25 protein-coding genes and 1 tRNA gene are annotated in these 21,765 nt (G+C 62.3%); 8 read left to right on the forward strand and 18 right to left on the reverse strand.

Translation table 11 applies throughout. From position 1 onward, the window contains the following. Positions 1-45 precede the first annotated feature (45 nt). The 13 genes from RBA41_RS15645 to petA all read right to left on the reverse strand — a co-directional run bounded on the left by RBA41_RS15645 (position 46) and on the right by petA (position 10,888). Positions 46-582, reverse strand: coding sequence for a DUF2867 domain-containing protein (locus RBA41_RS15645; RefSeq protein WP_306624985.1), 537 nt, complete (start codon positions 580-582; stop codon positions 46-48). A gap of 128 nt (positions 583-710) precedes the next feature. Further along, a complete protein-coding gene (locus tag RBA41_RS15650; protein WP_306624987.1) occupies positions 711-1,493 on the reverse strand; it encodes a 3-hydroxybutyrate dehydrogenase in 783 nt (260 codons plus the stop codon). Continuing rightward, positions 1,477-2,721, reverse strand: a complete 1,245-nt coding sequence (locus RBA41_RS15655) for a patatin-like phospholipase family protein (protein ID WP_306624988.1) — start codon at positions 2,719-2,721, stop codon at positions 1,477-1,479. The genes RBA41_RS15650 and RBA41_RS15655 overlap by 17 nt, the downstream gene beginning before the upstream one ends. Next, a complete protein-coding gene (locus RBA41_RS15660) occupies positions 2,714-3,280 on the reverse strand; it encodes a carboxymuconolactone decarboxylase family protein (RefSeq protein WP_306624989.1) in 567 nt (188 codons plus the stop codon). Before RBA41_RS15660 ends, RBA41_RS15655 begins: the two co-directional genes overlap by 8 nt. 182 nt (positions 3,281-3,462) lie before the next feature. Further along, the gene (locus tag RBA41_RS15665; RefSeq protein ID WP_306624991.1) at positions 3,463-4,809 is read right to left on the reverse strand and encodes a type II toxin-antitoxin system HipA family toxin; all 1,347 of its coding nucleotides are present in this window, start codon (positions 4,807-4,809) and stop codon (positions 3,463-3,465) included. A 2-nt stretch (positions 4,810-4,811) separates the two neighbouring features. Then, positions 4,812-5,075, reverse strand: coding sequence for a helix-turn-helix domain-containing protein (locus RBA41_RS15670; RefSeq protein ID WP_306624993.1), 264 nt, complete (start codon positions 5,073-5,075; stop codon positions 4,812-4,814). Positions 5,076-5,487: 412 nt separating this feature from the next. Then, positions 5,488-6,411: a restriction endonuclease gene (locus RBA41_RS15675; RefSeq protein ID WP_306624995.1), complete on the reverse strand. Its 924-nt coding sequence runs from the start codon at positions 6,409-6,411 to the stop codon at positions 5,488-5,490. A gap of 201 nt (positions 6,412-6,612) precedes the next feature. Further along, positions 6,613-6,688 (reverse strand) — tRNA-Thr (locus RBA41_RS15680). Between the two features lie 26 nt (positions 6,689-6,714). Further along, positions 6,715-7,251 (reverse strand): ClpXP protease specificity-enhancing factor, encoded by a 537-nt coding sequence (locus RBA41_RS15685; protein WP_306624996.1) that lies wholly within the window; start codon positions 7,249-7,251, stop codon positions 6,715-6,717. 105 nt (positions 7,252-7,356) lie between these two features. Continuing rightward, positions 7,357-7,968, reverse strand: a complete 612-nt coding sequence (locus RBA41_RS15690; RefSeq protein ID WP_054265664.1) for a glutathione S-transferase N-terminal domain-containing protein — start codon at positions 7,966-7,968, stop codon at positions 7,357-7,359. Positions 7,969-8,073: 105 nt separating this feature from the next. Continuing rightward, positions 8,074-8,835, reverse strand: a complete 762-nt coding sequence (locus RBA41_RS15695; protein ID WP_306624998.1) for a cytochrome c1 — start codon at positions 8,833-8,835, stop codon at positions 8,074-8,076. Positions 8,836-8,864: 29 nt separating this feature from the next. After that, positions 8,865-10,277, reverse strand: a complete 1,413-nt coding sequence (locus RBA41_RS15700) for a cytochrome b (RefSeq protein ID WP_306625000.1) — start codon at positions 10,275-10,277, stop codon at positions 8,865-8,867. Positions 10,278-10,279: 2 nt separating this feature from the next. After that, positions 10,280-10,888, reverse strand: coding sequence for a ubiquinol-cytochrome c reductase iron-sulfur subunit (gene petA, locus RBA41_RS15705; protein WP_099873660.1), 609 nt, complete (start codon positions 10,886-10,888; stop codon positions 10,280-10,282). Between the two features lie 292 nt (positions 10,889-11,180). Here petA and mscL point away from each other — a divergent pair, with 292 nt between their 5' ends. The 4 genes from mscL to RBA41_RS15725 are packed head-to-tail and all read left to right on the forward strand — an operon-like array spanning position 11,181 to position 13,825. Continuing rightward, a complete protein-coding gene (gene mscL / locus RBA41_RS15710; protein WP_306625002.1) occupies positions 11,181-11,600 on the forward strand; it encodes a large conductance mechanosensitive channel protein MscL in 420 nt (139 codons plus the stop codon). Between the two features lie 13 nt (positions 11,601-11,613). Continuing rightward, complete coding sequence (locus tag RBA41_RS15715; RefSeq protein ID WP_306625003.1) at positions 11,614-12,762, forward strand: trypsin-like peptidase domain-containing protein; 1,149 nt, start codon at positions 11,614-11,616, stop codon at positions 12,760-12,762. Between the two features lie 32 nt (positions 12,763-12,794). Further along, complete coding sequence (locus RBA41_RS15720; RefSeq protein WP_306625005.1) at positions 12,795-13,484, forward strand: DUF2461 domain-containing protein; 690 nt, start codon at positions 12,795-12,797, stop codon at positions 13,482-13,484. Between the two features lie 11 nt (positions 13,485-13,495). Beyond that, positions 13,496-13,825, forward strand: coding sequence for a cupin domain-containing protein (locus RBA41_RS15725; protein ID WP_099873664.1), 330 nt, complete (start codon positions 13,496-13,498; stop codon positions 13,823-13,825). A 152-nt stretch (positions 13,826-13,977) separates the two neighbouring features. Here RBA41_RS15725 and RBA41_RS15730 read toward each other — a convergent pair whose 3' ends face one another. The 5 genes from RBA41_RS15730 to RBA41_RS15750 all read right to left on the reverse strand — a co-directional run bounded on the left by RBA41_RS15730 (position 13,978) and on the right by RBA41_RS15750 (position 16,884). Continuing rightward, on the reverse strand, positions 13,978-15,018 hold the full coding sequence (locus RBA41_RS15730; protein ID WP_306625006.1) for an NAD(P)H-dependent glycerol-3-phosphate dehydrogenase: 1,041 nt from the start codon (positions 15,016-15,018) through the stop codon (positions 13,978-13,980). A gap of 5 nt (positions 15,019-15,023) precedes the next feature. Then, positions 15,024-15,467: an SH3 domain-containing protein gene (locus RBA41_RS15735; RefSeq protein WP_306625007.1), complete on the reverse strand. Its 444-nt coding sequence runs from the start codon at positions 15,465-15,467 to the stop codon at positions 15,024-15,026. Between the two features lie 117 nt (positions 15,468-15,584). Then, positions 15,585-16,058 carry a protein-export chaperone SecB gene (secB, locus tag RBA41_RS15740; protein ID WP_099873667.1) on the reverse strand — a complete coding sequence of 158 codons (474 nt, stop codon included), beginning with the start codon at positions 16,056-16,058 and terminating at the stop codon, positions 15,585-15,587. A 147-nt stretch (positions 16,059-16,205) separates the two neighbouring features. Next, entirely contained in the window at positions 16,206-16,469 is a 264-nt protein-coding gene (gene grxC / locus RBA41_RS15745; protein WP_306625008.1) for a glutaredoxin 3, read from the reverse strand. Between the two features lie 13 nt (positions 16,470-16,482). Further along, on the reverse strand, positions 16,483-16,884 hold the full coding sequence (locus RBA41_RS15750; protein WP_306625009.1) for a rhodanese-like domain-containing protein: 402 nt from the start codon (positions 16,882-16,884) through the stop codon (positions 16,483-16,485). A 126-nt stretch (positions 16,885-17,010) separates the two neighbouring features. On the opposite strand from RBA41_RS15750, the gene gpmA reads away from it, so the two are divergent. The 4 genes from gpmA to RBA41_RS15770 all read left to right on the forward strand — a co-directional run bounded on the left by gpmA (position 17,011) and on the right by RBA41_RS15770 (position 21,667). Beyond that, positions 17,011-17,757: a 2,3-diphosphoglycerate-dependent phosphoglycerate mutase gene (gene gpmA, locus RBA41_RS15755; RefSeq protein WP_306625010.1), complete on the forward strand. Its 747-nt coding sequence runs from the start codon at positions 17,011-17,013 to the stop codon at positions 17,755-17,757. Positions 17,758-17,799: 42 nt separating this feature from the next. Further along, entirely contained in the window at positions 17,800-19,278 is a 1,479-nt protein-coding gene (locus RBA41_RS15760) for a murein hydrolase activator EnvC family protein (protein ID WP_374709557.1), read from the forward strand. A gap of 78 nt (positions 19,279-19,356) precedes the next feature. Then, positions 19,357-20,850 carry a S41 family peptidase gene (locus RBA41_RS15765; RefSeq protein ID WP_374709558.1) on the forward strand — a complete coding sequence of 498 codons (1,494 nt, stop codon included), beginning with the start codon at positions 19,357-19,359 and terminating at the stop codon, positions 20,848-20,850. A gap of 34 nt (positions 20,851-20,884) precedes the next feature. Further along, a complete protein-coding gene (locus tag RBA41_RS15770; RefSeq protein ID WP_306625013.1) occupies positions 20,885-21,667 on the forward strand; it encodes a HesA/MoeB/ThiF family protein in 783 nt (260 codons plus the stop codon). The last annotated feature ends 98 nt before the right edge of the window (positions 21,668-21,765 follow it).

Consider the following 21,765-nt stretch of genomic DNA (forward strand, 5'->3'; position numbering starts at 1 on the left):
AAGCTTGTCAGAGTAGACAATTTTACTTACAAAATGCAATCTTGCTCACGCTGCGGGCAAGCCCCGGGCCGCACCCTTGAGCACCGCCGGCGCGATCATGCGGTGCAAGGGCGTGACCGGCAGCATGTAGAGGCGGCCGAGCCAGTTGTGCACGTGGACCACGGTGCTGACCGTGGCCAGCACTTTCCCGTTGCCGGCATCGACAGCCCTGTGCACGGACACGACCACGTCGAGGTGCTTGTCCTTGTCGCCCAGCAACACCTCGTCGGGCGTGTTGGCGAACAGGGTGAAGATGCCGACCCGGTCGCCCGGTCGATAGGCCGATGCCGGTTTGGCCGGATCGAGCCCGGACAAGGTACCGAGGTTCTTCAAACCCAGCATCGCCACCACGCGGTTGCGCAAGGTCATCAGGGTGTTGACCCAGCCGGGCGTCGATGCGCTTACCTTGAGAAACAGTTCGAGCGCCGTGGCGTTGGCGTCGTCGGGAGCGATGGCCCAGGCGTCATGGAAATAGGCACCGGGAAGCAAGGCCGCAATGGCGCTCGACGCGGGGACGACGGTTTCAACGGGTGTGGCGCGCATGGGGTCCGGGCAAAATAACGGCACCTGCCGGTCCGGTTGAACGTGCGGCAGCGCCCGCCGTGTGGGCGGGCCTGTCTATCTTAATACGGAACCGCGCAGGACGCGCGGCGCCGCCACTGGCTGGCCGTTTACTGCATGAACCAGCCATGGCTGACCACGATCGACTGCCCGGTCAGTGCATTGCTCGGGAACGCCGCCAGGAACAGCGCGGTCTGGGCCACGTCGTCGACCGTGGTGAATTCGCCGTCGACGGTTTCCTTGAGCATCACGTTCTTGACCACATCGGCTTCGGACATGCCGAGCGCCTTGGCCTGTTCGGGAATCTGCTTTTCCACCAGCGGCGTGCGCACGAAGCCCGGACAGATGACGTTGGCGCGCACGCCGTGCGCCGCGCCTTCCTTGGCGACCACCTTGCACAGGCCGATCAGGCCGTGCTTGGCCGTCACGTAGGCTGACTTGAGCGGCGACGCCTCTTTCGAGTGCACCGAGCCCATGTAGATTACGCTGCCGCCGCGGCCCTGCGCGTACATCACTTTCAGGCAGGCGCGCGTGGTCAGGAAAGCGCCGTCCAGGTGGATGGCCAGCATTTTCTTCCAGTCGGCGAAGGCGAAGCTCTCGAGCGGCGCCACGATCTGGATGCCGGCATTCGAGACCAGCACGTCGATGCCGCCGAAGCGCGCCGCGGCGGCCGCGATGCCGGCCTCGACTTCCTCTTCGCTGGTGACGTTCATGGCCACCGCCATGCTGCGCTCGCCGGACGGGTCGAGTTCCCTGGCGGCGGCTTCTGCCGCTTTCAGGTCGAGGTCGGCGATGACGACCTTGGCGCCGCTGTCGAAGTAGACCTTGGCGATATGTTTGCCGATGCCGCTGGCGGCGCCGGTGATGACGGCAACTTTATCTTGCAGGTTCATGGGATGCCTCTTTCAAGTTGTTGGTGGTGGCACTGGCGTGCCGGGAAGTGAGGAAATCGTCAATGGCGGGGCTTTGGCCGGCCGGCGGCAAGGCCATGATCTGCGGATGCGACAGGGTCAGCGCCGCGTCGTCGTAGCCCGAGCGCCAGTGTTCGTTCATGGTGCGGCGCGAAAATTCGAAGTCCTTCGACTGGCCTTCGTAGTTGGGCGAGCGGTACACCAGCTGGACGATGTTATACACCGCCTCGTCGGACGCCTCGGCCAGCAGGCGCGCCTGCGGCGTGGCGGCCAGCGCGGCCGGCATCTGGGCCAGCAGTTCGTTGAAGGCGGTGCGCAGCTCGGCCATTTTGCGGAACTTGTCGGTGGCGGCGCGCGTGCGGCTGGAAAACTGCACTTCCTTCATGCGCACGGCCACCTCGGTCAGGTCGCGCGGGATCTCGCCGCTGGCGCTCCACAGGTCGACCTGCAGCACCAGGGTGTCCAGGCCCGAGTGCGAAGACAGCACCCAGTCGAGCGGGGTGTTCGACACCAGCCCGCCATTCCAGTAATGCTCGCCATCGATCTCGACCGCGGCGAAGCCGGGCGGCAGCGCGCCGCTGGCCATGATGTGCCTGGCGGCGATGGTGTCGATCGCGTTGTCGAAGTAGGCGAAGTTACCGGTGCGTACGTTCACGGCGCCGACGCTCAGGCGCATCTCGCCGCTGTTGATGCGGTCGAAGTCGACCAGATTGTTAAGCGTACCTTCAAGCATCGAGGTGTCGTAGTAGCTGGTGGCGCCGCGGTTGGCCAGCGGCAGGTACGGCGGCGGCATGCGCGGCTTGAAGAAGCCCGGCACGCCATGCGAGAGCACGCGTCCGGCCGCCATCTGGTTGGCCCAGCCGCGCATGGCGTCGCCGCTGAGCAGGCCGGTCCAGTAATCGCTGGCGCCGCCGTCGCCGGCGTTGCTGACCGTTTCCCAGAAGCTGCGCAGCTTGGCGACCCGGTCCGCGCGCGGGTTGCCGGCAATGATGGCGCTGTTGATCGCGCCGATGGAAATGCCGGCCACCCAGGTCGGTTCGATGCCCGCTTCGAGCAGGCGTTCGTAGACGCCGGCCTGGTAGGCGCCGAGCGCGCCGCCGCCCTGCAGCAGCAGGGCGATGCTGCCGAAGGCGGTGGCGCACGGACGCGCCGCTTCGGGTGGCGCCGTGGCGCGGTCATGTGTTGTTCCGCGGGTTGATCCGTCACGCATGTTCGGGCACCGGTACGTCGAAACCATTGAGCGTGGTCGATACCATGGAATAGAGTCCGACCAGGTAAATTAGTTCATTCGTGCCTTTCTGGCCGAAGGTGGCCAGCGCCAGGCGGTAGATCGGCTCGGGCAGCAGGCCGCCGCGGCACAGCGCGTAGGCGAGGTCGTAGGCGACGCTTTCTTCCTTGTTCAGGTCGGACGGTTTGAGGTCGGCCACCAGGGTTGCCAGGCGTTCGAGCGGCATGCCTTCGGCCTCGGCCACGGCGATGTGGGCGTACAGCTCGTAGGCCGCGTCGAAGCGGGCGCCGACCACCAGGATGGCGATCTGGCGCACGTTCTCGGGGAGCACGGCGTTGGCGGTCATCGCCAGGGTCAGGTTCCAGATCGCCTTGCCGATGGCGGGTTCGTGCAGCCACGGGTTCCACGGCCCCATCAGGGCACCGTCCTCGCGCTGGGAGACGAAGGCGTTGAAGTTCGAGGCGATGCCTTTACGCATGTCGTCGTACAGGGGCTGCTGTTCGGGCGTGAGGCCGGAAGGGGCGATGAGGGGCAGGCGCATGCGGTCTTTCTGGCGTGGTTGGCAACGGAGGAAGCCAAACCGGTCGCTGCGTGGCGAGGCGCTGGCCGGCGGCATGAGGATCGTTTCAGTTCGTTGCCAAAGAATACAGGCGCTTACTTAGGCGAAAATTGGTTCGTGCGCGGGGTTTGGCGCGGGTGGTTGGTGCATGAATGGGGGTTCGATTAGATTGGGGACATCCGTTCCAGGGAGCGCGCCGAAGCGAGAAGACCCCCCAGAATTTTGTCGGCTACCTTCTCTGAAAATCCGGTAGGGAGCTCGGCCCGGACCTTGTCTACGACCGCAGGCGTGCGCGCAATGAAGTCCTGCAGCAGCGGCTCTGCGTTCGCACCGTAGCCGACCTCTTTTGCAGTGCTGTTGAAGTGACGCCGCTGGATGCTATGCGCCAGGTAGTGCCGGTTGTTTCCGCGTAGCGCCATCGCCAACTTGAGCTTACGTTCGCTCCACTGATTCGGCCCTGGGCCGATAACCGGGTAGGCGGACATCACGTCATAGATGGGCGTCAGCTTGAATCGCCCCGCACCAGCGAGTAGCTGGATACTGAAGTTTTTGGCGTGGCCATCCGGCGCGCGAAGCATCCAAAACAGCAGTTGGGATGCCATGAGCGTGTGCATATCTGCGGCTTTCTCCCGCGATTGCTGCAGCAGGGTGAACATCTGTTTGAGCCCCGGGCCGCCGTCATTTTCGTATTTCAGCAGCGGCGATGTTCCCGTGGCCTGGCAAAAGTCCTCCTGGACAAGCCGGAACAGCTGCTTGCCGTTGGCCGAGCGCGTGCGGTCGAAGCGCTCGACGACGAGCACTCGTTGCGCGCCAAACGTCGCAATCTCGGCATTTGCCGTGGGCAGTCCGAATTCCTTGAACAGGCGCAGGCACAACCACTCGTTGTCGACCGACGTGGTGAAGTCGGCCCGCTTCCCGCCTACCATCCCGATTGGGAGCTTGAAGATGTGTGTCGTCGGCGTGGCGCCGCGCGGCTTCATCCATTTTCCATCCCACCAGAGGAATGCGTCCTTCTCCTGCGCCCCGGCGAGCGAAATGCGGAAGTCGTCGTCGGCGTCATCGGCGGCGCCGTGCCGCTCCAGGTTCACCACTTCAAGCAGGTGGCGCTCGATGTCCTCTTCGCTGACGGCGATGCCGTCAACATGAACAAGCCCTTCCGGTTTGGCACCTTCCGGCAGCAACTGCAAGGCGCCTACGCAGTCCCGGCCAACGGCCGCGAGCAGGTCGAAAGGGTCGAGCGAGCCTGTCTTGAACCGGGTCGCAACACGCTTACGAATGATGTCGCTGTCCGGCAGCAAACCTTCGAAGTAGTTTGAGACATGTGCGCCCTTAAGCGGTTCGTCGCGCATATTGAACGGCAACGACAGCGAGATGGGGCGGCCAAGCGCTGATTGACGCCAGCCGGCGTCGTACGCCAGTTCGGAGTCCCCATTGGCGTTGACCGTCCAGCGGCCGACGTAGTCGCCATTGGCCCATAGGTGCAGTGTTTGGCTGTGCGAGCGGCGACCCATGGCTACCACTCCGCCGAGCTGCTTGCCGTGGATGTATCGCGCTCGCCCAAGTGCAACTCAAGCTCGAGGGCCGAACACCAGCTCAGCAGTTGCTTGACGCTGATTTCGTCGGCATGGTTCTCAAGGTAGGAGATGCGATTCTGGCTCAAGCCGACACGCGTCGCGACGGCCGCTTGGGTGAGCTTGTGCCGCTTGCGGGTCGATACGAGCAACTGGCCGAGCTGTGACGCGGTGAGCAGAAGTTGGGAGGTGGGTGCGAAGGACATTTCAAATATCCGCTATTCAGATAAACTAATTTTATCTGAATTTCGGATAAAGTCAATATATCCGAATATCGGATAAATGTGATTTATCCGTATGGCGGATAATTGTTGCGGAAGAATGTGACTGAAAAGCGTCAGCCAATCCAGCCCACCCCTCAACGTGAAAGCGAATTCCGCGCGGCTCCCATCGCAGCGCTGCCAAATTGCAAGCACGCATGCTCGTTTCGATCGCCAAGACCACAACCAACTCGAGCGCAGGTGCTCGAGATGCCCGGGCTGATTCCAGCAAGCGTTCCTTGTCGTCTCCAACCAAACGGTGGTCACGCCCACGCGTCGTCTTTGGCTATTTAATTTCCCAGATGAAATTTTTGATCGGCCCGCATGATCTATCTCTCTACGCCCAGCGCTGAAGGCGTTATACGTTCTCGCCTTCGAAGTAGTCCGAGTCGATACGCTTCAATTCATACTGACTGATGGGCGACACACCTACGTTGTGATCCACCATGAATGTCGCCAACTGCTGCCCGGTGATGAGGATGATTTTCGACGAAATAATCTTGGCGTATTCCTCAGCTTCGCGGGAGAAATTCGAGGTCGTAATAAACACGCCTTTGTTTGCTCGCTGCCCTTGTAGCGCTCCTGCGAACTTCTGAATTTCGGGACGGCCAACTGTGCCCTCCCATCTTTTCGCTTGAACGTAGATCGCGTCTAGTCCGAGCTTATCTTCCTTGATGATTCCATCGATACCGCCGTCGCCGCTCTTTCCGATGGCTTGGCCGGCATCTTGCCGTGATCCGCCGTAACCCATTGCGACGAGTAGGTCGATGACGAGTCGTTCAAAGAATGAAGGCGACGATAGCTTTACTTGTTCGAGCAGCTCGGTTTCGAGGTTGACTCTTAGGCGCTGATACGCTTGGGAAAAAAGCTCCTCGGGCGTGATCTCTGCAGCTTCGGCAAGATATCCCGGTCCATCGATGACTTGCGGTAGCGAAGCGAGCCCATCTTGCTGTTTGCTCTCATTACGCCTAAGTTTGAAGTCAAGAAACTCGGAGAATTGGGAGAGAGTTCTGTTGTCGATGTCCGCAGGGTTTTGCGACAGGAGCGATTGTCCCCTAGCGGTGATGCTGAAGAAGCCGCGCTTTTTCGATTCTAAGCATCCGGCCTGTTTCAAATACGTGCGAGCCCAGCCAATGCGGTTATCGAAGAGCGGAGCTGTCCCGCTCGGGAGCATCGTATTGCGTTCCTCATCGGTGATATTGAACTGAACGGCGAGCTTTTCAATGCAATCACGGGAGCGATGTACTTCACCGTCGGCAACCAGGCGCAGCAGCGGCAGCATGAATGTTTGGTAGTTCGGTATCGGCACGTTGAGGGTCGCAGGAGTTTTTGAACAACCATTGTAGCCTTTGTGTCCATCACCGTCGTCAGTATCGGAGGGCAGGGTAAAAATTGGAGAGTTTGGGATTTATTTCGACTGCTACCCAGACGCCAGAAAGCAAAAAGCCCAACCTGAAAGGCTGGGCTAAGTGCTTGATTATACTGGTGCCGACTGCCGGTTTCGAACTGGCCACCTGATGATTACAAATCAACTGCTCTACCAAATGAGCTAAGTCGGCGAAACTTTTACAGCCCGGATTATACGCTATTTGATGCGCGTGAGCGTCGGACGGCCGCCTTTTTTAGGCGGATCGTTGTTGTCGTCCGGCGACGGCGCCGTGGCCGGCACGCCCGTCGGCACATTCTCCGACCCCGTGTCCGGCACGCTCGAGAGCGCCGCAGCGGGGGCCTTACCGGACGCCTTGGCCAGCGACGGCACGCTCGACAGCGGACTGTCGGTCGGCTGGCCAGCCGCGTTCTCGGACGCCGTGCTGCTCACCTCGAACGCCATCCCCTGGCCGTTCTCGTTCGCGTAAATCGCCAGCACATTTTGCACCGGGACGTAAATCTCGCGCGAGACGCCGCCGAAGCGGGCATGGAACTGGATCGCTTCATTGTCCATCTTCAGGCCCGAGGTGGCGCCGAAGCTGATATTGAGCACGATTTCGCCTTTTTTGACGTATTCCATCGGCACCGTGGTAGCGGCGTCGACCTTCACGGCGAGGTAGGGCGTAAACCCGCTGTCGGTACACCACTCGTAAATGGCGCGCAGCATGTAGGGCTTGGTTGAGATGTCGGGCATGTTCTGATAATGGTGTGATACGACGTGTACACGCCAGTCTACTGCGATTCGCCCGAAGGCGTTGGGACTGGCGTGTAACGAAAGTGGCGAAAGGGCGGCCGCCGATCAGCGGCGCATGACTTTCTCGGACGGGGTCAGCGCTTCGATGTAGGCCGGACGCGAGAAGATGCGCTCGGCGTACTTCATCAGCGGCGCAGCCGTCTTCGACAGTTCGATCCCGTAGTGATCCAGGCGCCACAGCAGCGGAGCGACGGCCACGTCGAGCATCGAGAACTCGTCGCCGAGCATGTACTTGTTCTTCAGGAACAGCGGCGCGAGCGTGGTCAGGCGGTCGCGGATTTCCGCGCGCGCCTTGTCGTGGCTCTTGTCGTTGGCCTTGGCGCGCTCGCTCTCGAGCACGTGCACATGGACGAACAGTTCTTTCTCGAAATTGAACAGCATCAGGCGGGCGCGCGCGCGCATCAGCGGATCGGCCGGCATCAGTTGCGGATGCGGGAAGCGCTCGTCGATGTATTCGTTGATGATGTTCGATTCGTACAGGATCAGTTCGCGCTCGACCAGGATCGGCACCTGGCCGTACGGATTCATCGTCGAGATGTCTTCTGGCTTGTTAAACAGGTCCACATCGCGCACTTCGAAGTCCATGCCTTTTTCAAACAGGACCAGGCGGCAGCGTTGGGAAAATGGGCACGTGGTGCCGGAGTAGAGAACCATCATTTTTATAGTTCCTTAGAAACAAAGGGGGTGAAACGACGAGCGGATCACCCCGAAATGTGCCCGCTGACTGAGTCAGCGGGCAATGAATGAAGCGTGCAGCCTGCCTTACTTGACTTCTTTCCAGAACGATGCGCTCAGGCGCCATGCGAACAGGGCGAAGATCGACATCAGGAACAGCACCCACACACCGAGGCTCTTGCGGGTCGCTGCGGCCGGTTCGGCCATCCACTCGAGGTAGGCGACCAGGTCGGCCGTCGCTTCGTCGAACTGAAGCGAGGTCATGGTGCCGGGCGCGACTTGCTCGAAACCCTTGAACGTGTGCACGGTTTTGCTTGCATCATGCGGATCTTTTTCTTCGACCATCTTGACGGTGCGCACACCCTGCTGCTGCCACATGACGTGCGGCATGGCCACGTTCGGCACGACCATATTGTTCCATCCGGTCGGACGGGTATCGTCCTTGTAGAAGGTACGCAGGTAGGTGTACAGGTAGTCGGGACCGGTCCCGGCCGAGGAAGCCTTGGCGCGGGCGATCACCGACAGGTCCGGCGGTACCACGCCGAACCATTCCTTGGCGTCGGCCGGGCGCAGCGCGGTCGTCATCAGGGCGCCGACTTTCTCGCCTGTAAACAACAGGTTTTCCTTGATTTGCTCTTCGGACAGCCCCAGGTCTTTCAGGCGGTTGTAGCGCATCGAGGAAGCCGAGTGGCAGTTCAGGCAATAGTTGACGAACAGCTTGGCGCCGTTTTGCAGCGAGGTCAGGCTTGGGCGCTCGGGCGCCTTGTCCAGCTTGAAGGTGCCTTCGCTGGCTAACGCCAGGCCCGGCAGCAATGCCAGGATCGCGATCAGTTTTTTCGGAAAATTCATGTAATGTCCTTTTGCTGTGATGTCGTCGATTAGTGCGGCTGGAACGTCACACGTTTCGGCACGGGCTTGAAGGTGCCCATCGAGCTCCACCAAGGCATCAACATGAAGAAACCGAAGTACAACAGCGTGCACACTTGCGACAGTGCCGTGAACAGGGCGGTCGGCAGCTGGGTGCCGAGGTAGCCCAGGGTCACGAACGACACGCCGAACACGATGTACACATACTTGTGCCAGTCAGGACGGTAGCGGATCGACTTGACCGGCGACTTGTCCAGCCACGGCAGGGCGGCGATGATCATCACCGACAAGCCGAACAGCACCACACCCCAGAATTTCGCATCCAGCACCTGCGGCAGCATGCCGATGATGACCAGCAGCGAGAAGCCGGCGATGGCGGCCTTGACCAGGAACGGCAGGCGCGTCGTGACCCAGATGAAGGCCACGTACAGGGCGATCGCACCCATCAGTACGTACATGAAGTCGGCCGTGGTGGCGCGCAGCACCGAGTAGAACGGTGTGAAGTACCAGGTCGGCGCGATGTGCGCAGGCGTCTTGAGCGAATCGGCCGGGATGAAGTTGTTGTACTCCAGGAAGTAACCGCCCATTTCCGGGGCAAAGAACACCACCGCGCTGAAGATCAGCAGGAACACCGACACGCCGAACAGGTCGTGCGCCGAGTAGTAAGGATGCGACGGGATCGAATCGAGCGGATGGCCGTCCGGACCCAGGGTTTCCTTGACTTCGATACCGTCAGGATTGTTCGAGCCGACTTCGTGCAGCGCGATCAGGTGGGCAGCAACCAGGCCCAGCAGAACCAGCGGAATCGCGATCACGTGGAAGGCGAAGAAGCGGTTCAGGGTCGCATCGGAGACAACGTAGTCGCCGCGGATCCACAGCGACAGGTCAGGGCCGATGAAAGGAATCGCACCGAACAGGTTGACGATCACCTGGGCGCCCCAGTACGACATCTGGCCCCATGGCAGCAGGTAGCCGAAGAAGGCTTCGGCCATCAGGCACAGGAAGATCGCAAAGCCGAACAGCCAGATCAGTTCACGTGGCTTGCGGTACGAGCCGTACAGCAGGCCGCGCGTCATGTGCAGGTAGACGATGATGAAGAAGGCCGACGCGCCGGTCGAGTGCATGTAGCGCACCAGCCAGCCCCACGGTACTTCGCGCATGATGTATTCGACCGAACCGAAGGCCAGGTTGGCGTCCGGCTTGTAGTGCATGGTCAGGAAAATACCGGTGACGATCTGCAATACCAGCACCAGCATCGCGAGCGAGCCGAAGATGTACCAGAAATTGAAGTTTTTCGGAGCGTAGTACTGGCCCCACTGGTCGTTCCACAGTTTGGACAGTGGAAAACGGTCGTCGACCCAGCCCAGTGCCTTGTCGGCCACCGGCGCATTCGCGGGGAACTTGGTTTCTTTAAACGCGGCCATGATTATGCCTCGCCTTTCTCGTCTTTACCGATGATCAGCTTGTTGTCGCTCAAGTACATATGGCGCGGCACTTCGAGGTTGTCCGGCGCCGGCTTGTTCTTGAACACGCGGCCGGCCAGGTCGAAGGTCGAACCGTGGCAAGGGCACAGGAAGCCGCCGGCCCAGTCGTCCGGCAGGTTAGGCTGGGCGCCTTCAGCGAACTTCGAGGTTGGCGAGCAGCCCAGGTGCGAGCAGATGCCGACCGCAACCAGGTATTCCGGCTTGATCGAACGGTGTTCGTTGCGCGCGTATTCGGGCGTGAGCGCGTCCGGGGTCCGTTCCGATTTCGGATCGGCGACCACGCCGTCGGTCTTCTTCAGCGAAGCGACCATGTCGGGCGAACGCTTGAGAATCCATACGGGTTTGCCGCGCCACTCAACGGTCTTCATTTCGCCGGCGGCCATGCCGGTAATGTCTACTTCTACCGGCGCGCCAGCGGCTTTTGCCTTCTCCGACGGCTGGAATGTGCTTACCAAGGCTCCCGCCGTGGCCAAACCGACAACACCACCCGCCGCGCACGTAGCGGCGAGCATGACGCGTCGGCCCGGATCGACCTGCTTTTCGTTACTCATACCAACCCCAATCAGTCAAAATGCGAAATCTTAAAAAGCTACTTAGAGCTTCTAGCAACCTTAAATTATAAGGGAATAGGGGGGCGAGTTAAAGAAAAAATGTTGCACGTGCGCCTGTCAAGGCCGAATCATCGCCATTTTGAAACGATTCCGGTGCCCGCCATGCGCAATTGGCCGCCTCCCGGCGTGCGCGTCGCGATATCCCGCTTCGGCGGGAACCGATCACCCGGTTTGGTTTCTAACAGCCGTGAGGTATGATCGGCATGGCGATTTCACAACCTTGGAGGCAAAAATGACGATGATGGGCGAGTTTCGGCAGTTCGCAATGAAGGGCAACGTGGTCGACCTGGCGGTCGGCGTGATCATTGGTGGCGCTTTCGGCAAGATTGTAGATTCTCTGGTGCAAGACATCATCATGCCGCCCATCGGCCGCCTGTTCGGCGGACTCGATTTTGCCAACTACTATTTGCCGCTGAATAACCAGGCCATGAACCTGACCCTGGTGGAAGCCAAGAAGGCCGGCGCGGTGCTCGCCTACGGCAATTTCCTGACCATCTTGCTCAATTTCATCATTCTCGCCTTCATCATCTTCCAGATGATCCGCCTGATGAACAAGCTGCGCCGCGCCGAGGAACCGCCGGCGGTGGCGGCCGCCGCGACCCCCGAAGACGTGCTGCTGCTGCGCGAGATCAGGGATTCCCTGAAGAAATAAGAAGGAGGGCGCGATGCGGCGCTTCTGGTTGTTGTTCGCCCAAGTGGTCACGATTGCCCTGGCCTTGTATTTCGTGGTCGCGGCCCTGCGGCCCGACTGGCTGGCGCTGCCGCTGCGCCGGGTCGAGCCGGCCAAGGTCGCCAACAGCGTCTCGGTGCTGCAGGTGCCGGGCGCGCAGCCGGCCCCGGGCAGCTACCGCGAGGCGGCCGGGCGCGCCATGCCGGCCGTCGTCAACATCTTCACCAGCAAGAATCGCGGACGCGAGCATCCGCTGCTGCGGGACCCGTTCTTCCGCCGTTTTTTCGGCGACCGCCTGCCGCCCGGCGAGCAGCAGTCCAGCCTCGGTTCCGGCGTGATCGTCAGTCCGGACGGCTACATCCTGACCAACAACCATGTCATCGAGGGCGCCGACCAGATCCAGGTGGTGCTGGCCGACGGGCGCAAGTCGCCCGCGAGCCTGGTCGGCAGCGACCCCGAGACCGACCTCGCGGTGATCCGCATCGACGTGCGCGACCTGCCCGCCATCGTGCTCGGCAACGATGACGCCGTGCGCGTGGGCGACGTGGTGCTGGCCATCGGCAATCCGTTCGGCGTGGGCCAGACTGTCACGCTGGGGATCGTTTCCGCGGTCGGGCGCAACAATTTGCACATCAACCAGTTCGAAAACTTCATCCAGACCGATGCGGCCATCAACTTCGGCAACTCGGGCGGGGCGCTGGTCGACACCCGCGGCAATCTGCTTGGCATCAATTCGGCCATCTACTCGCAAAGCGGCGGCTCGGTCGGCATCGGCTTCGCCATTCCCGTCACTACCGCCAAGAGCGTGATGGACGCCATTATCCGCCACGGCGCCGTGGTGCGCGGCTGGATCGGCATCGAAACCCAGGACATCACGCCCGAGCTGGCCGACAGCTTCGGACTGGCGCGGCAAAGCGGCACCATCATCGCCGGCGTGGTGCGCAACGGCCCGGCCGACCGCGCCGGTTTGCGTCCGGGCGACATCCTGCTCACCGTCGCCGGCAAACAGGCCGGCACGACCATCGACACGCTCAAGCTGATCGCGCAGCTGCCGCCCGGCGGCAAGGCTACAATGACCGTGATGCGCAATAATCGCCCGGCAACGGTCGACGTCACCGTCGGCAAGCGCCCGCGGCCGCAGTAATTTCGCTCTACCTCATTTTTTGGAACCACAGCATGCATTTGCGCGACCTGACGCAGTTTTTGAACGAGTTAAGCGAGAACAACAACCGTCCCTGGTTCATCATGAACAAACCGCGCTACGATATTTTGCGCGAAGAATTTTTGGCCGTCGTCACCGAACTGATCCGCGAACTGACGAAGTTCGACAAGCAGGTGGCGGCCTGTAATCCCAAGAAAGCGATGTTTCGCATCAACCGCGACATCCGTTTCGCCAACGACAAGCGCCCGTACAAGACGCGCTTTTCGGCCGGCATCACGCCCAAGGATTTGCGCCGCCCGAGTGCCGGTGGCGGATCGACCTACTATTTCCAGATCGAAGGCAGCGGCAAGCTGCAGTTCGGGGTCGGCGAATACTTGCCGCCGGCACCGCGCCTGAAAGCCATCCGTGAGCAAATTGTCAACGATGCGACAGGATTTGCCAAAGTGCTGAAGAATAAACAACTGCGCGCCACCTACGGCGACCTGCTGGACGAAGACAAGCTGCAGCGCCCGCCCAAGGGGTTCGATCCGCAGCATGTGCATATCGAGTACCTGAAGCTGAAAAGCTTTTTCGTCTGGACCGAGATCGACCTGAAGGTGAACGAGCCGGATCAGCTGGTACCGGACCTGGCGCGCGGATTCAAAGATGCCTTCGCGCTGGTGACATGGTTGCGCGGCGTGGAGATGAGCAACGCGGAAGAATAAAGGGAAACGTCATGGCCTTACAACATGCTGCCTCGGGCGAGCTGATACCACTCAAGCGGGGCGACGACGACATCGCCCATTTCACTTCGGTTGCGCTGGCCAAGACCGAGAATATGGAGCTGATCCGGCTGGTGCTGCCCAAGGACCGGGATATGCCGGTGCACAAGGTGGACGGGGAGATTACCTTGCTGTGCCTGCAGGGCGAGATCGTCTGCGATGCGTACGGCAACAGCACGGTGCTGCGCCCGGGCGAAATGCTGTACCTGCTCGGGGGTGTGCCGCATGGTTTGCGGGCCAATGAAGATGCGGTGGCGCTGCTGACGATTTTGTTGAAGCCGTAATCGCTGCAGTCGAATTGCCGCTACAAGGAAAACCGTCGTTCGAGACTTGCCGCTAGAAGTAAACCGTCGTTCCCGCCGAGTGCCGCCTTGGCGCGGGAACGACGAGGGTGTTGGCCGGAACGACGGGGTGCCGCGGCAACGACGCAGTTTACTTAAGCAATCTCATCCCTTGGATCCCGTGCCAGCAACTGCGCCAGCATCGCCTGCGGCGTTCCGCCATCGAACAGCACGCCCGCCACCGCATTGGTGATCGGCATATCCACCCCCAGCTTGAGCGCCAGCGCGCGTACCGCCTTCGCGCACGGCACGCCTTCGGCCACATGCCCCAGCTCCGCCACGATGGCATCGAGGGGTTTGCCCTGCGCCAGTCCCAGCCCGACCCTGCGGTTGCGCGACAGGTCGCCCGTGCACGTCAAAATCAGGTCGCCCATCCCGGTCAAGCCCATGAAGGTGCCGGGCGTGCCGCCCAGCGCCGTGCCCAGGCGGGTAATTTCAGCCAGTCCGCGCGTGATCAGCGCGGCGCGGGCGTTCAGGCCCAGCCCCAGCCCATCGGCCACGCCGGTGGCGATCGCCAGTACATTCTTGACCGCGCCGCCCACTTCCACGCCGACCAGGTCGTCGCAGGAATACACGCGGATATTGCCGCCATGAACGCTCGACACCACCCGCTCGCGCAGCATCTCGGAGCGTGACGCCACCGTCAGCGCGCACGGCAAGCCGCGCGCCACTTCCTGCGCGAACGAGGGACCCGACAAGGCGCCGCCCGCCACCTGGCTGCCGAGCACCTCGGCCACCACCTGATGCGGCAGCAAGCCGGTATCGCCCTCGAATCCCTTGCAAAGCCAGACGATATGCGAAATTGCGTGGGGTTTAAGCTGCATCAGCAGCGGCCGCAGTCCGGCGACCGGGCAGGCGGCAACCAGCAGCGGCGCCTGCGCCTCGGGCGTGCCCAGGACATGGGCCAGCGCCGCATCGAAGTCGGCCGTGACGCGCAGGCCGGCCGGAAACGCGCAGCCGGGCAGGTAGGCGCTGTTCTCGCGGGCGCCGGCCATCGCTTCCATGGCGCCGCCATTGCGGCCCCACATCAGCACATCATGGCGCGCCGCCAGGGCGATGGCGACCGCGGTACCCCAGGCGCCGGCGCCCAGGACGGTAATTTTGCGTGGTGAAACGCTGGAGTCGCTGGTTGGCATGGGGGTCACGTGCCCCACACGTCGGAAGCGCGAATATAACCGGTGATGCCATCACGATGGCGCACCTTGATCCAGCTTGAGGTCTGCGCGTCGATCAGTTCCAGCAGCACGCCCTTGTCGGCGGTCATCAGGACGCTGGCATCGTTGTCGGCACCGCCGCGCACTTTGGCGTTGGCGCTGCGCACCACGACATTGCGGCGCGGACTGAGCGACTTCGCTTCGGCCCAGGCCAGGTCGCCGTTCGCATCGCGCACCTTGACCCATTCGCCATAGGTCAGCACGACTTCGACCGGCATGCCGCGCGGGGCGATGAACAGCTTGCCGCCTTTCAGCGATGGCGCGTCATACAGGATCAGGCTCGCCGCGCCCACGCTCTTGAAATCGAAGGCGTGCGCCGGGGCCGAGGCCAGCACGAATGCGGCACTGAGGAGAAATCGGGGAATTGTCATTGCGTGGCCTTCGCCGTGAGAGTGCGGGGTGGGGCGGCCGCCAGGGGCGCGCTCGCCCGGGCAGGACCCGCGCGCAGCGGATGCGCGCGGGCGGCCTGGCCCACCCTGCGGTCGTGCTTAGTGTGCTGCGGTGTCAGCTGGAGCAGCGGCGGCTGCTTCAGCCAGCGCCTGACGACGCTGCTGGTAGAACACTTCGAAGTTGATCTCTGCCAGATGCACAGGCGGGAAGCCGGCACGGGTGATCACGTCGGCGATATTGCCGCGCAGGTAAGGGTAAACGATGTTCGGGCAACCGATTCCCAGCAGGGGATCCATCTGGTCCGCAGGAATGTTGCGCGCTTCAAAGATACCGGCTTGCTTGCCTTCAACCAGGAACGCAACCTTGTCCTTGACCTTGGCGGTCACGGTGATGGTGACGGTCGACTCGTAGATGCCGTCGGCGATGGCTTCGGCGCCAACGTCGAGCGACACTTCGATCGACGGTGCTTCCTGTTCGAGGAAGATGGCTGGGGAATTCGGCTGTTCCAGCGACATGTCTTTCAGGTAGACGCGTTGGATTTGGAATACGGGTTGCAGATTTTCGTCAGACATGGAACGCTTTCGTTGAGAAATTAACAGAACGGCGACACGCCGTTCCCTCTGTGCTTGGACTTCAAACGCGACGGCAATTGTAGCAAAATCATACGACTTGAAATAGTTTTGCGCAATCAATCGCCTGCATTCGGGCTTATATGCTGTTCAAACCCCTTTTAACAAGGGATCGAGGCGTCCTTGTTGATCGAGCGCATACAAATCGTCGAAACCGCCGACGTGGGTGTTGCCCACGTAAATCTGCGGCACGCTGCGGCGTCCGGTCTTGTTCATCATGACCACTTTCTGGTCCGGGTCGAGGTCGACGCGGATTTTCTCGATGTCGGTCACGCCCTTCGCTTCAAGCAGGCGCTCGGCGCGCACGCAGTACGGGCAGGAGGCGGTATGGTAGAGCACTACATGGGCTGTCATGGTGTTTCCTTTCTCACTTAGCGGTCGGCAAGCCAGCGGCTTGCCATGCGGTCAGGCCACCATCGAGGCCGACGACGTCGGTAAAACCGGCGGCTTCGAGGATTTTGGCGGCCTTGTCGGCACGCGCGCCGGTCTGGCACACGACGACGATGGTTTTGTTTTTCGCTTTGTCGAGTTCGGCAATGCGGGACGACAAGTCTGCCAGCGGAATGTTTTTCGCGTCGCGCAAATGCCCTTTTGCAAATTCATCGGCGCTGCGGATGTCCACCAGCACGGTCTTGCCGCGGTTCATCAGCTGGGTCACCTGCAAGGTGGAAGCGCGTTTCCCGCGCGGAAGCAGGGCCGGCAAGAGCAGGGCGCCGCCCGACAGCACGACGATGCTGACGATAAAAAGATGGTCAAGAATGAATTTCACGGGGTTCCAATGGTTTAGGACAATCCGCGCATTATAAAATAGAAGCCGGAACTGCTAACACTTACCCTTTACACTGTCGTTTTGCCTGCATCTTGCATCCTTCTTCCACCTTCTCGAAAATTGCTTATGTACAAAATTGTCTTCATGCGCCACGGCGAATCCACCTGGAATCTTGAAAACCGCTTCACCGGCTGGACCGACGTCGACCTGACCGAAAAAGGCGTGCGCGAAGCGCGCAGCGCGGGCCAGGTGCTCAAAGAGGCTGGTTTTACCTTCGATGTGGCCTATACGTCGGTGCTCAAGCGCGCCATCCGCACCTTGTGGCTGGCGCTGGACGACATGGACATGATGTGGCTGCCGATCAAGAATGACTGGCGCCTCAACGAGCGCCACTACGGCGCCCTGCAGGGCCTGGACAAGGGCGAGACCGCCGCCAAGTACGGCGACGCCCAGGTGCTGGTCTGGCGCCGCAGCTACGACACCCCGCCGCCGCCGCTGGAAGCGTCCGACGAGCGCACCTCGTTCAACGATCCGCGCTACGCCGGCGTGCCCAAGGACAGTATTCCCCTGACCGAATGCCTGAAAGACACCGTGGCGCGCGTGATGCCGGTGTGGGATGAGGAAATCGCCCCGGCTATCCGCGACGGCAAGAAAATCCTGATCTCGGCCCACGGCAACAGCCTGCGCGCGCTGATCAAAATGCTCGATGGCATCAGCGACGAAGACATCGTCGGCCTGAACATCCCCAACGGCCAGCCGCTGGTGTACGAGCTCGACGCCGACCTGAAACCGATCCGCCATTACTACCTGGGCGACCAGGACGCCATCGCCGCCGCCGTCGCGGCCGTGGCCAACCAAGGGAAGGCCAAGTAAGTTTTGTATCGTGAATCAAGGCAGTTAGCGGCCGGGGCGCTGTTGTGCGCGCTCCTGGCCGTCTTTACGTGCAGTGCCGCCGCCGCGCCTGCTCCCCGCCAGACCGAGCGCAGCAAGCAGAAAGTGCTGGCGGAGAAGACGCGCGCCGGCATCCAGCAAAAGCTGGCCGAACTCAAGCGCGAAGTGAGCAAGACCGAAAGCGAACGCGAGGACGCGGCCGACACCCTGGCCGAGTCCGAGGAAGCCATTTCCGACGCCAACCGCGTGCTGCGCGACCTCGCCAGCGAACAGAGCGAGACCAATGCCACCGTGGCCGAACTGGCCGCGTCGCAAGAACGGCTGGCCGCCACCATCGCCAGCCAGAAACAGCAACTGGCGCGTCTCTTGCGCGAGCAATACGTTGCAGGCAACGAAGACCGCATCAAGCTGCTGCTGTCGGGCGACAATCCGAACCGCATCAACCGCGACCTGCAACTGATGGCCTACGTCTCCAAGGCCCAGGCCAAGCTGCTCGGTTCCCTGCACGGGAACCTGGCCGCCGTCGCCAGCAACCGCGACAAGGCCGAAAACGCGCGCGAGGAACTCAACGAAATTGCCCAGGAAGAGCGCGAGCAGAAAGCCGTGCTGGAAAAGGAAAAGGCGCGCCGCGCCGCCTTGCTCGGTTCCCTGTCGAACCGGCTGGCCGAGCAGCGCAAGGAAATCGGCGGCCTGGAGCGCGACGAACAGCGCATGGCCGGGCTGGTCGACAAGCTCTCGAAACTGATCAAGGAACAGGCCGAAGCGGCCGCCGCCGAGCAGCGCCGCCAGCAAGCGCTGGCCGCCGCGCGCGCCAAGGCTGCCGAACAGGCCCGTCTGCTGGCGGCCGCAAAGAAAGCCGAACGCAAGGCTGAACGGGAACGCGAGCGCGAACGCGAACGCGAGCGCCTGGCGCGCGAAGCGGCCAAACAGCCGCCCAAGGTCGATCCGCGCACCGGCGCCAGGATTGCGCCGGTCCCGGTCCCGGTCCCGGTGCCGATGGACCCGGTCGACGACGAGCCGCCCGTGACCGCGCAGACGCCCGAGCCGAAGCCGGAACCGGCCGCGCCGCGCAAGCCCGACATCGCGCTGGCCCCGGCCATGCCGGAAGGCGCTTTTGCCAGCCTGCGCGGCAAGCTGCGCGCGCCGATTTCGGGCAAGCTGGCGGCCCGCTTCGGCGCCAAGCGCGGCAGCGGACCGAGTTGGAAAGGCATGTTCATCAAGGCCGACGAAGGCAGCGAAGTGCGCGCCGTGGCCGGCGGGCGGGTGGTGTTCGCGCGCTGGATGCGCGGCTTCGGCAACCTGATCCTGGTCGACCATGGCAGCGAATACCTTTCGATCTACGGCAACAACCAGGCCCTGCTCAGACGCGAGGGCGACGCCGTCAAGGGAGGCGACCCGATCGCCAGCGCGGGAAACACCGGCGGCAACGAAGAATCGGGGCTATACTTTGAAATCAGGCACAAGGGCGCGGCGGTCGATCCGGCGGGCTGGGTGAACTTTTAGGTCAACAAGGCCATGCGGGTCGAACGGCCCGCGTGCGCTTCGCTGCTGCTTCCGACGGTATTGAGAATGGGTGTAAGAATGAAAGTCAAAAGTATCGGCCTGATCGGCTTTGGCATGGTCGCCGGCGTCGCCGCGTCCTTCCAGTTTTCGGCCATGGCGCAAAAACCCGGCAGCGCGCCCCTGCCGCTCGACGAGTTGCGCCAGCTCACCGATGTCTTCGGCCTCATCAAAACCGATTACGTCGAGCCGGTCGAAGACCGCAAGCTGCTCTCGGAAGCGATCAGCGGCATGGTGGCTTCGCTCGACCCGCATTCGGTCTACCTCGACAAAAAAGCCCTGCGCGAAATGCAGGAAAGCATGCAGGGCCGCTTCGTCGGCCTCGGCATCGAAGTGGCCATGGAAGAAGGCTACGTCAAGATCGTCACCCCGATCGAGGATTCGCCGGCATTTCGGGCCGGCATCAAGGCGGGCGACCTGATCACCCGCATCGACAGCACCCCGATCAAGGGCTTGTCGCTGGACGAAGCGATCAAGAAAATGCGCGGCGAGCCGAAAAGCAAGGTGGTGCTGACCATCGCGCGCAAGGGCGACGACATGCCGTGGATCGTGCCGCTGGTGCGCGAGGAAATCCGGGTCCAGAGCGTCAAGGCCAAGATCGTCGAACCGGGCTACGGCTGGCTGCGCATCAGCCAGTTCCAGGAACAGACCGTGGACGACATGGTGAAAAAGGTCAACGCGCTGTACGCCCAGGACCCCAAGCTCAAGGGCCTGGTGCTGGACTTGCGCAACGACCCGGGCGGATTGCTGCCGGGCGCGATCGGCGTGTCGGCCGCGTTCCTGCCGCATGACAAGGCGATCGTCTCGACCGCCGGCCAGCGGCGCGACTCGAACGAAGTGTTCTACGGCCGGCGCGAGTTCTACGCCGCCCGCAGCGGCGCCGATCCGCTGGCCAGGCTGCCGGCCGCGCTCAAGAACGTGCCGGTGATCGTGCTGGTCAACACCGGCTCGGCCTCGGCCTCGGAAATCGTGGCCGGTGCCCTGCAGGATTACAAGCGCGCCATCATCATGGGCACCCAGACCTTCGGCAAGGGTTCGGTGCAAACCCTGCGCCCGCTCACCAGGGATACCGCCGTCAAGCTCACCACCGCGCGCTACTTCACGCCGCTGGGCCGCTCGATCCAGGCCAAGGGCATCGTGCCCGACATGATGGTCGACGAAACCGCCGAGGGCGATGGCTTGAACAGCCTGCGCGTGCGCGAAGCCGACCTGGAAAAGCACCTCTCCGACGGCAGCGGCAAGGACAGCATCGATCCGGGCAAGGCGCGCCGCGACGAAATGGAAGAAGACCAGCGTGCCCAGGCCCAGGCGCGCACCCGCAAGCCGCTCGAATTCGGCAGCAAGGATGACTTCCAGCTGGCCCAGGCCCTGAACCATTTCAAGGGCTTGCCGGTCAAACTGTCGAAGGTTGAACCGGTGCTCGACAAGGAAGCCGAGAAGTCCAAGGACAAGGCCGCGGTCAAGCCGGCGCCGGACGTGAAACCGCCGGAACTGAACAAAGGCGTCAAGAAATAATGCGGCACAACAGCAGCATCAGCACCAGCACCCGATGAACGACGACCAGCTGCTGCGCTATTCGCGCCACATCCTGCTCGACGAGATCGGCATCGAAGGCCAGCAGCGGGCGCTGGCGGCGAGCGCGCTCGTCATCGGCGCCGGCGGGCTCGGTTCGCCGGCGGCGCTGTACCTGGCCTCGGCCGGGATCGGGCGCATCGTGCTGGTCGACGACGATGTGGTCGACCTGACCAACCTGCAGCGCCAGATTCTCCATACCAGCGAGCGCATCGGCCAGCCCAAGGCCGAGTCCGGACGTGCGTCGCTGCTGGCGATCAATCCCGGGATCGAGGTGGTGGCGCTGCGCGAGCGGGCCGGCGATGCGCGGTTGGCCGAGCTGGTGGGGCAGGCCTCGGTGGTGCTCGATTGCAGCGACAACTTTGCCACCCGCCACGCCGTCAACCGCGCCTGCGTGGCGCAGCGCGTGCCGCTGGTGTCGGGCGCGGTGATCCGTTTCGACGGCCAGATCAGCGTGTTCGACCCGCGCCGCGACGATTCGCCTTGTTACAGCTGCCTGTTTCCGCAAGACCAGCGCTTCGAGGATGCGGCCTGCAGCAGCATGGGCGTGTTCGCGCCGCTGGTGGGCGTGATCGGCGCGATGCAGGCGGCCGAAGCGCTCAAGCTGGTGATGCAGGTCGGGCAATCGCTGGCCGGGCGTTTGCTGCTGCTCGATGGACGCGGCATGGAGTGGACCAGTATTGGCGTGGCGCGCAATGCGGGGTGCCCGGTGTGCGGGGGCGAGGCTGCCCAAGAGGCGTCCCCGTTCACCGCTATCTGATAATCCGTCGTTCCCGCGTAGTGAGCGACGGTTTGAGGCCATCGTACTGCGTCCCAAACCTCCCCGAATAATCATTTATTCATTTGTCTTTATGACAT

Origin of the sequence: Massilia scottii, from assembly GCF_030846495.1 — a bacterium.
Classification (GTDB): Bacteria; Pseudomonadota; Gammaproteobacteria; order Burkholderiales; family Burkholderiaceae_D; genus Telluria_A; species Telluria_A violaceinigra.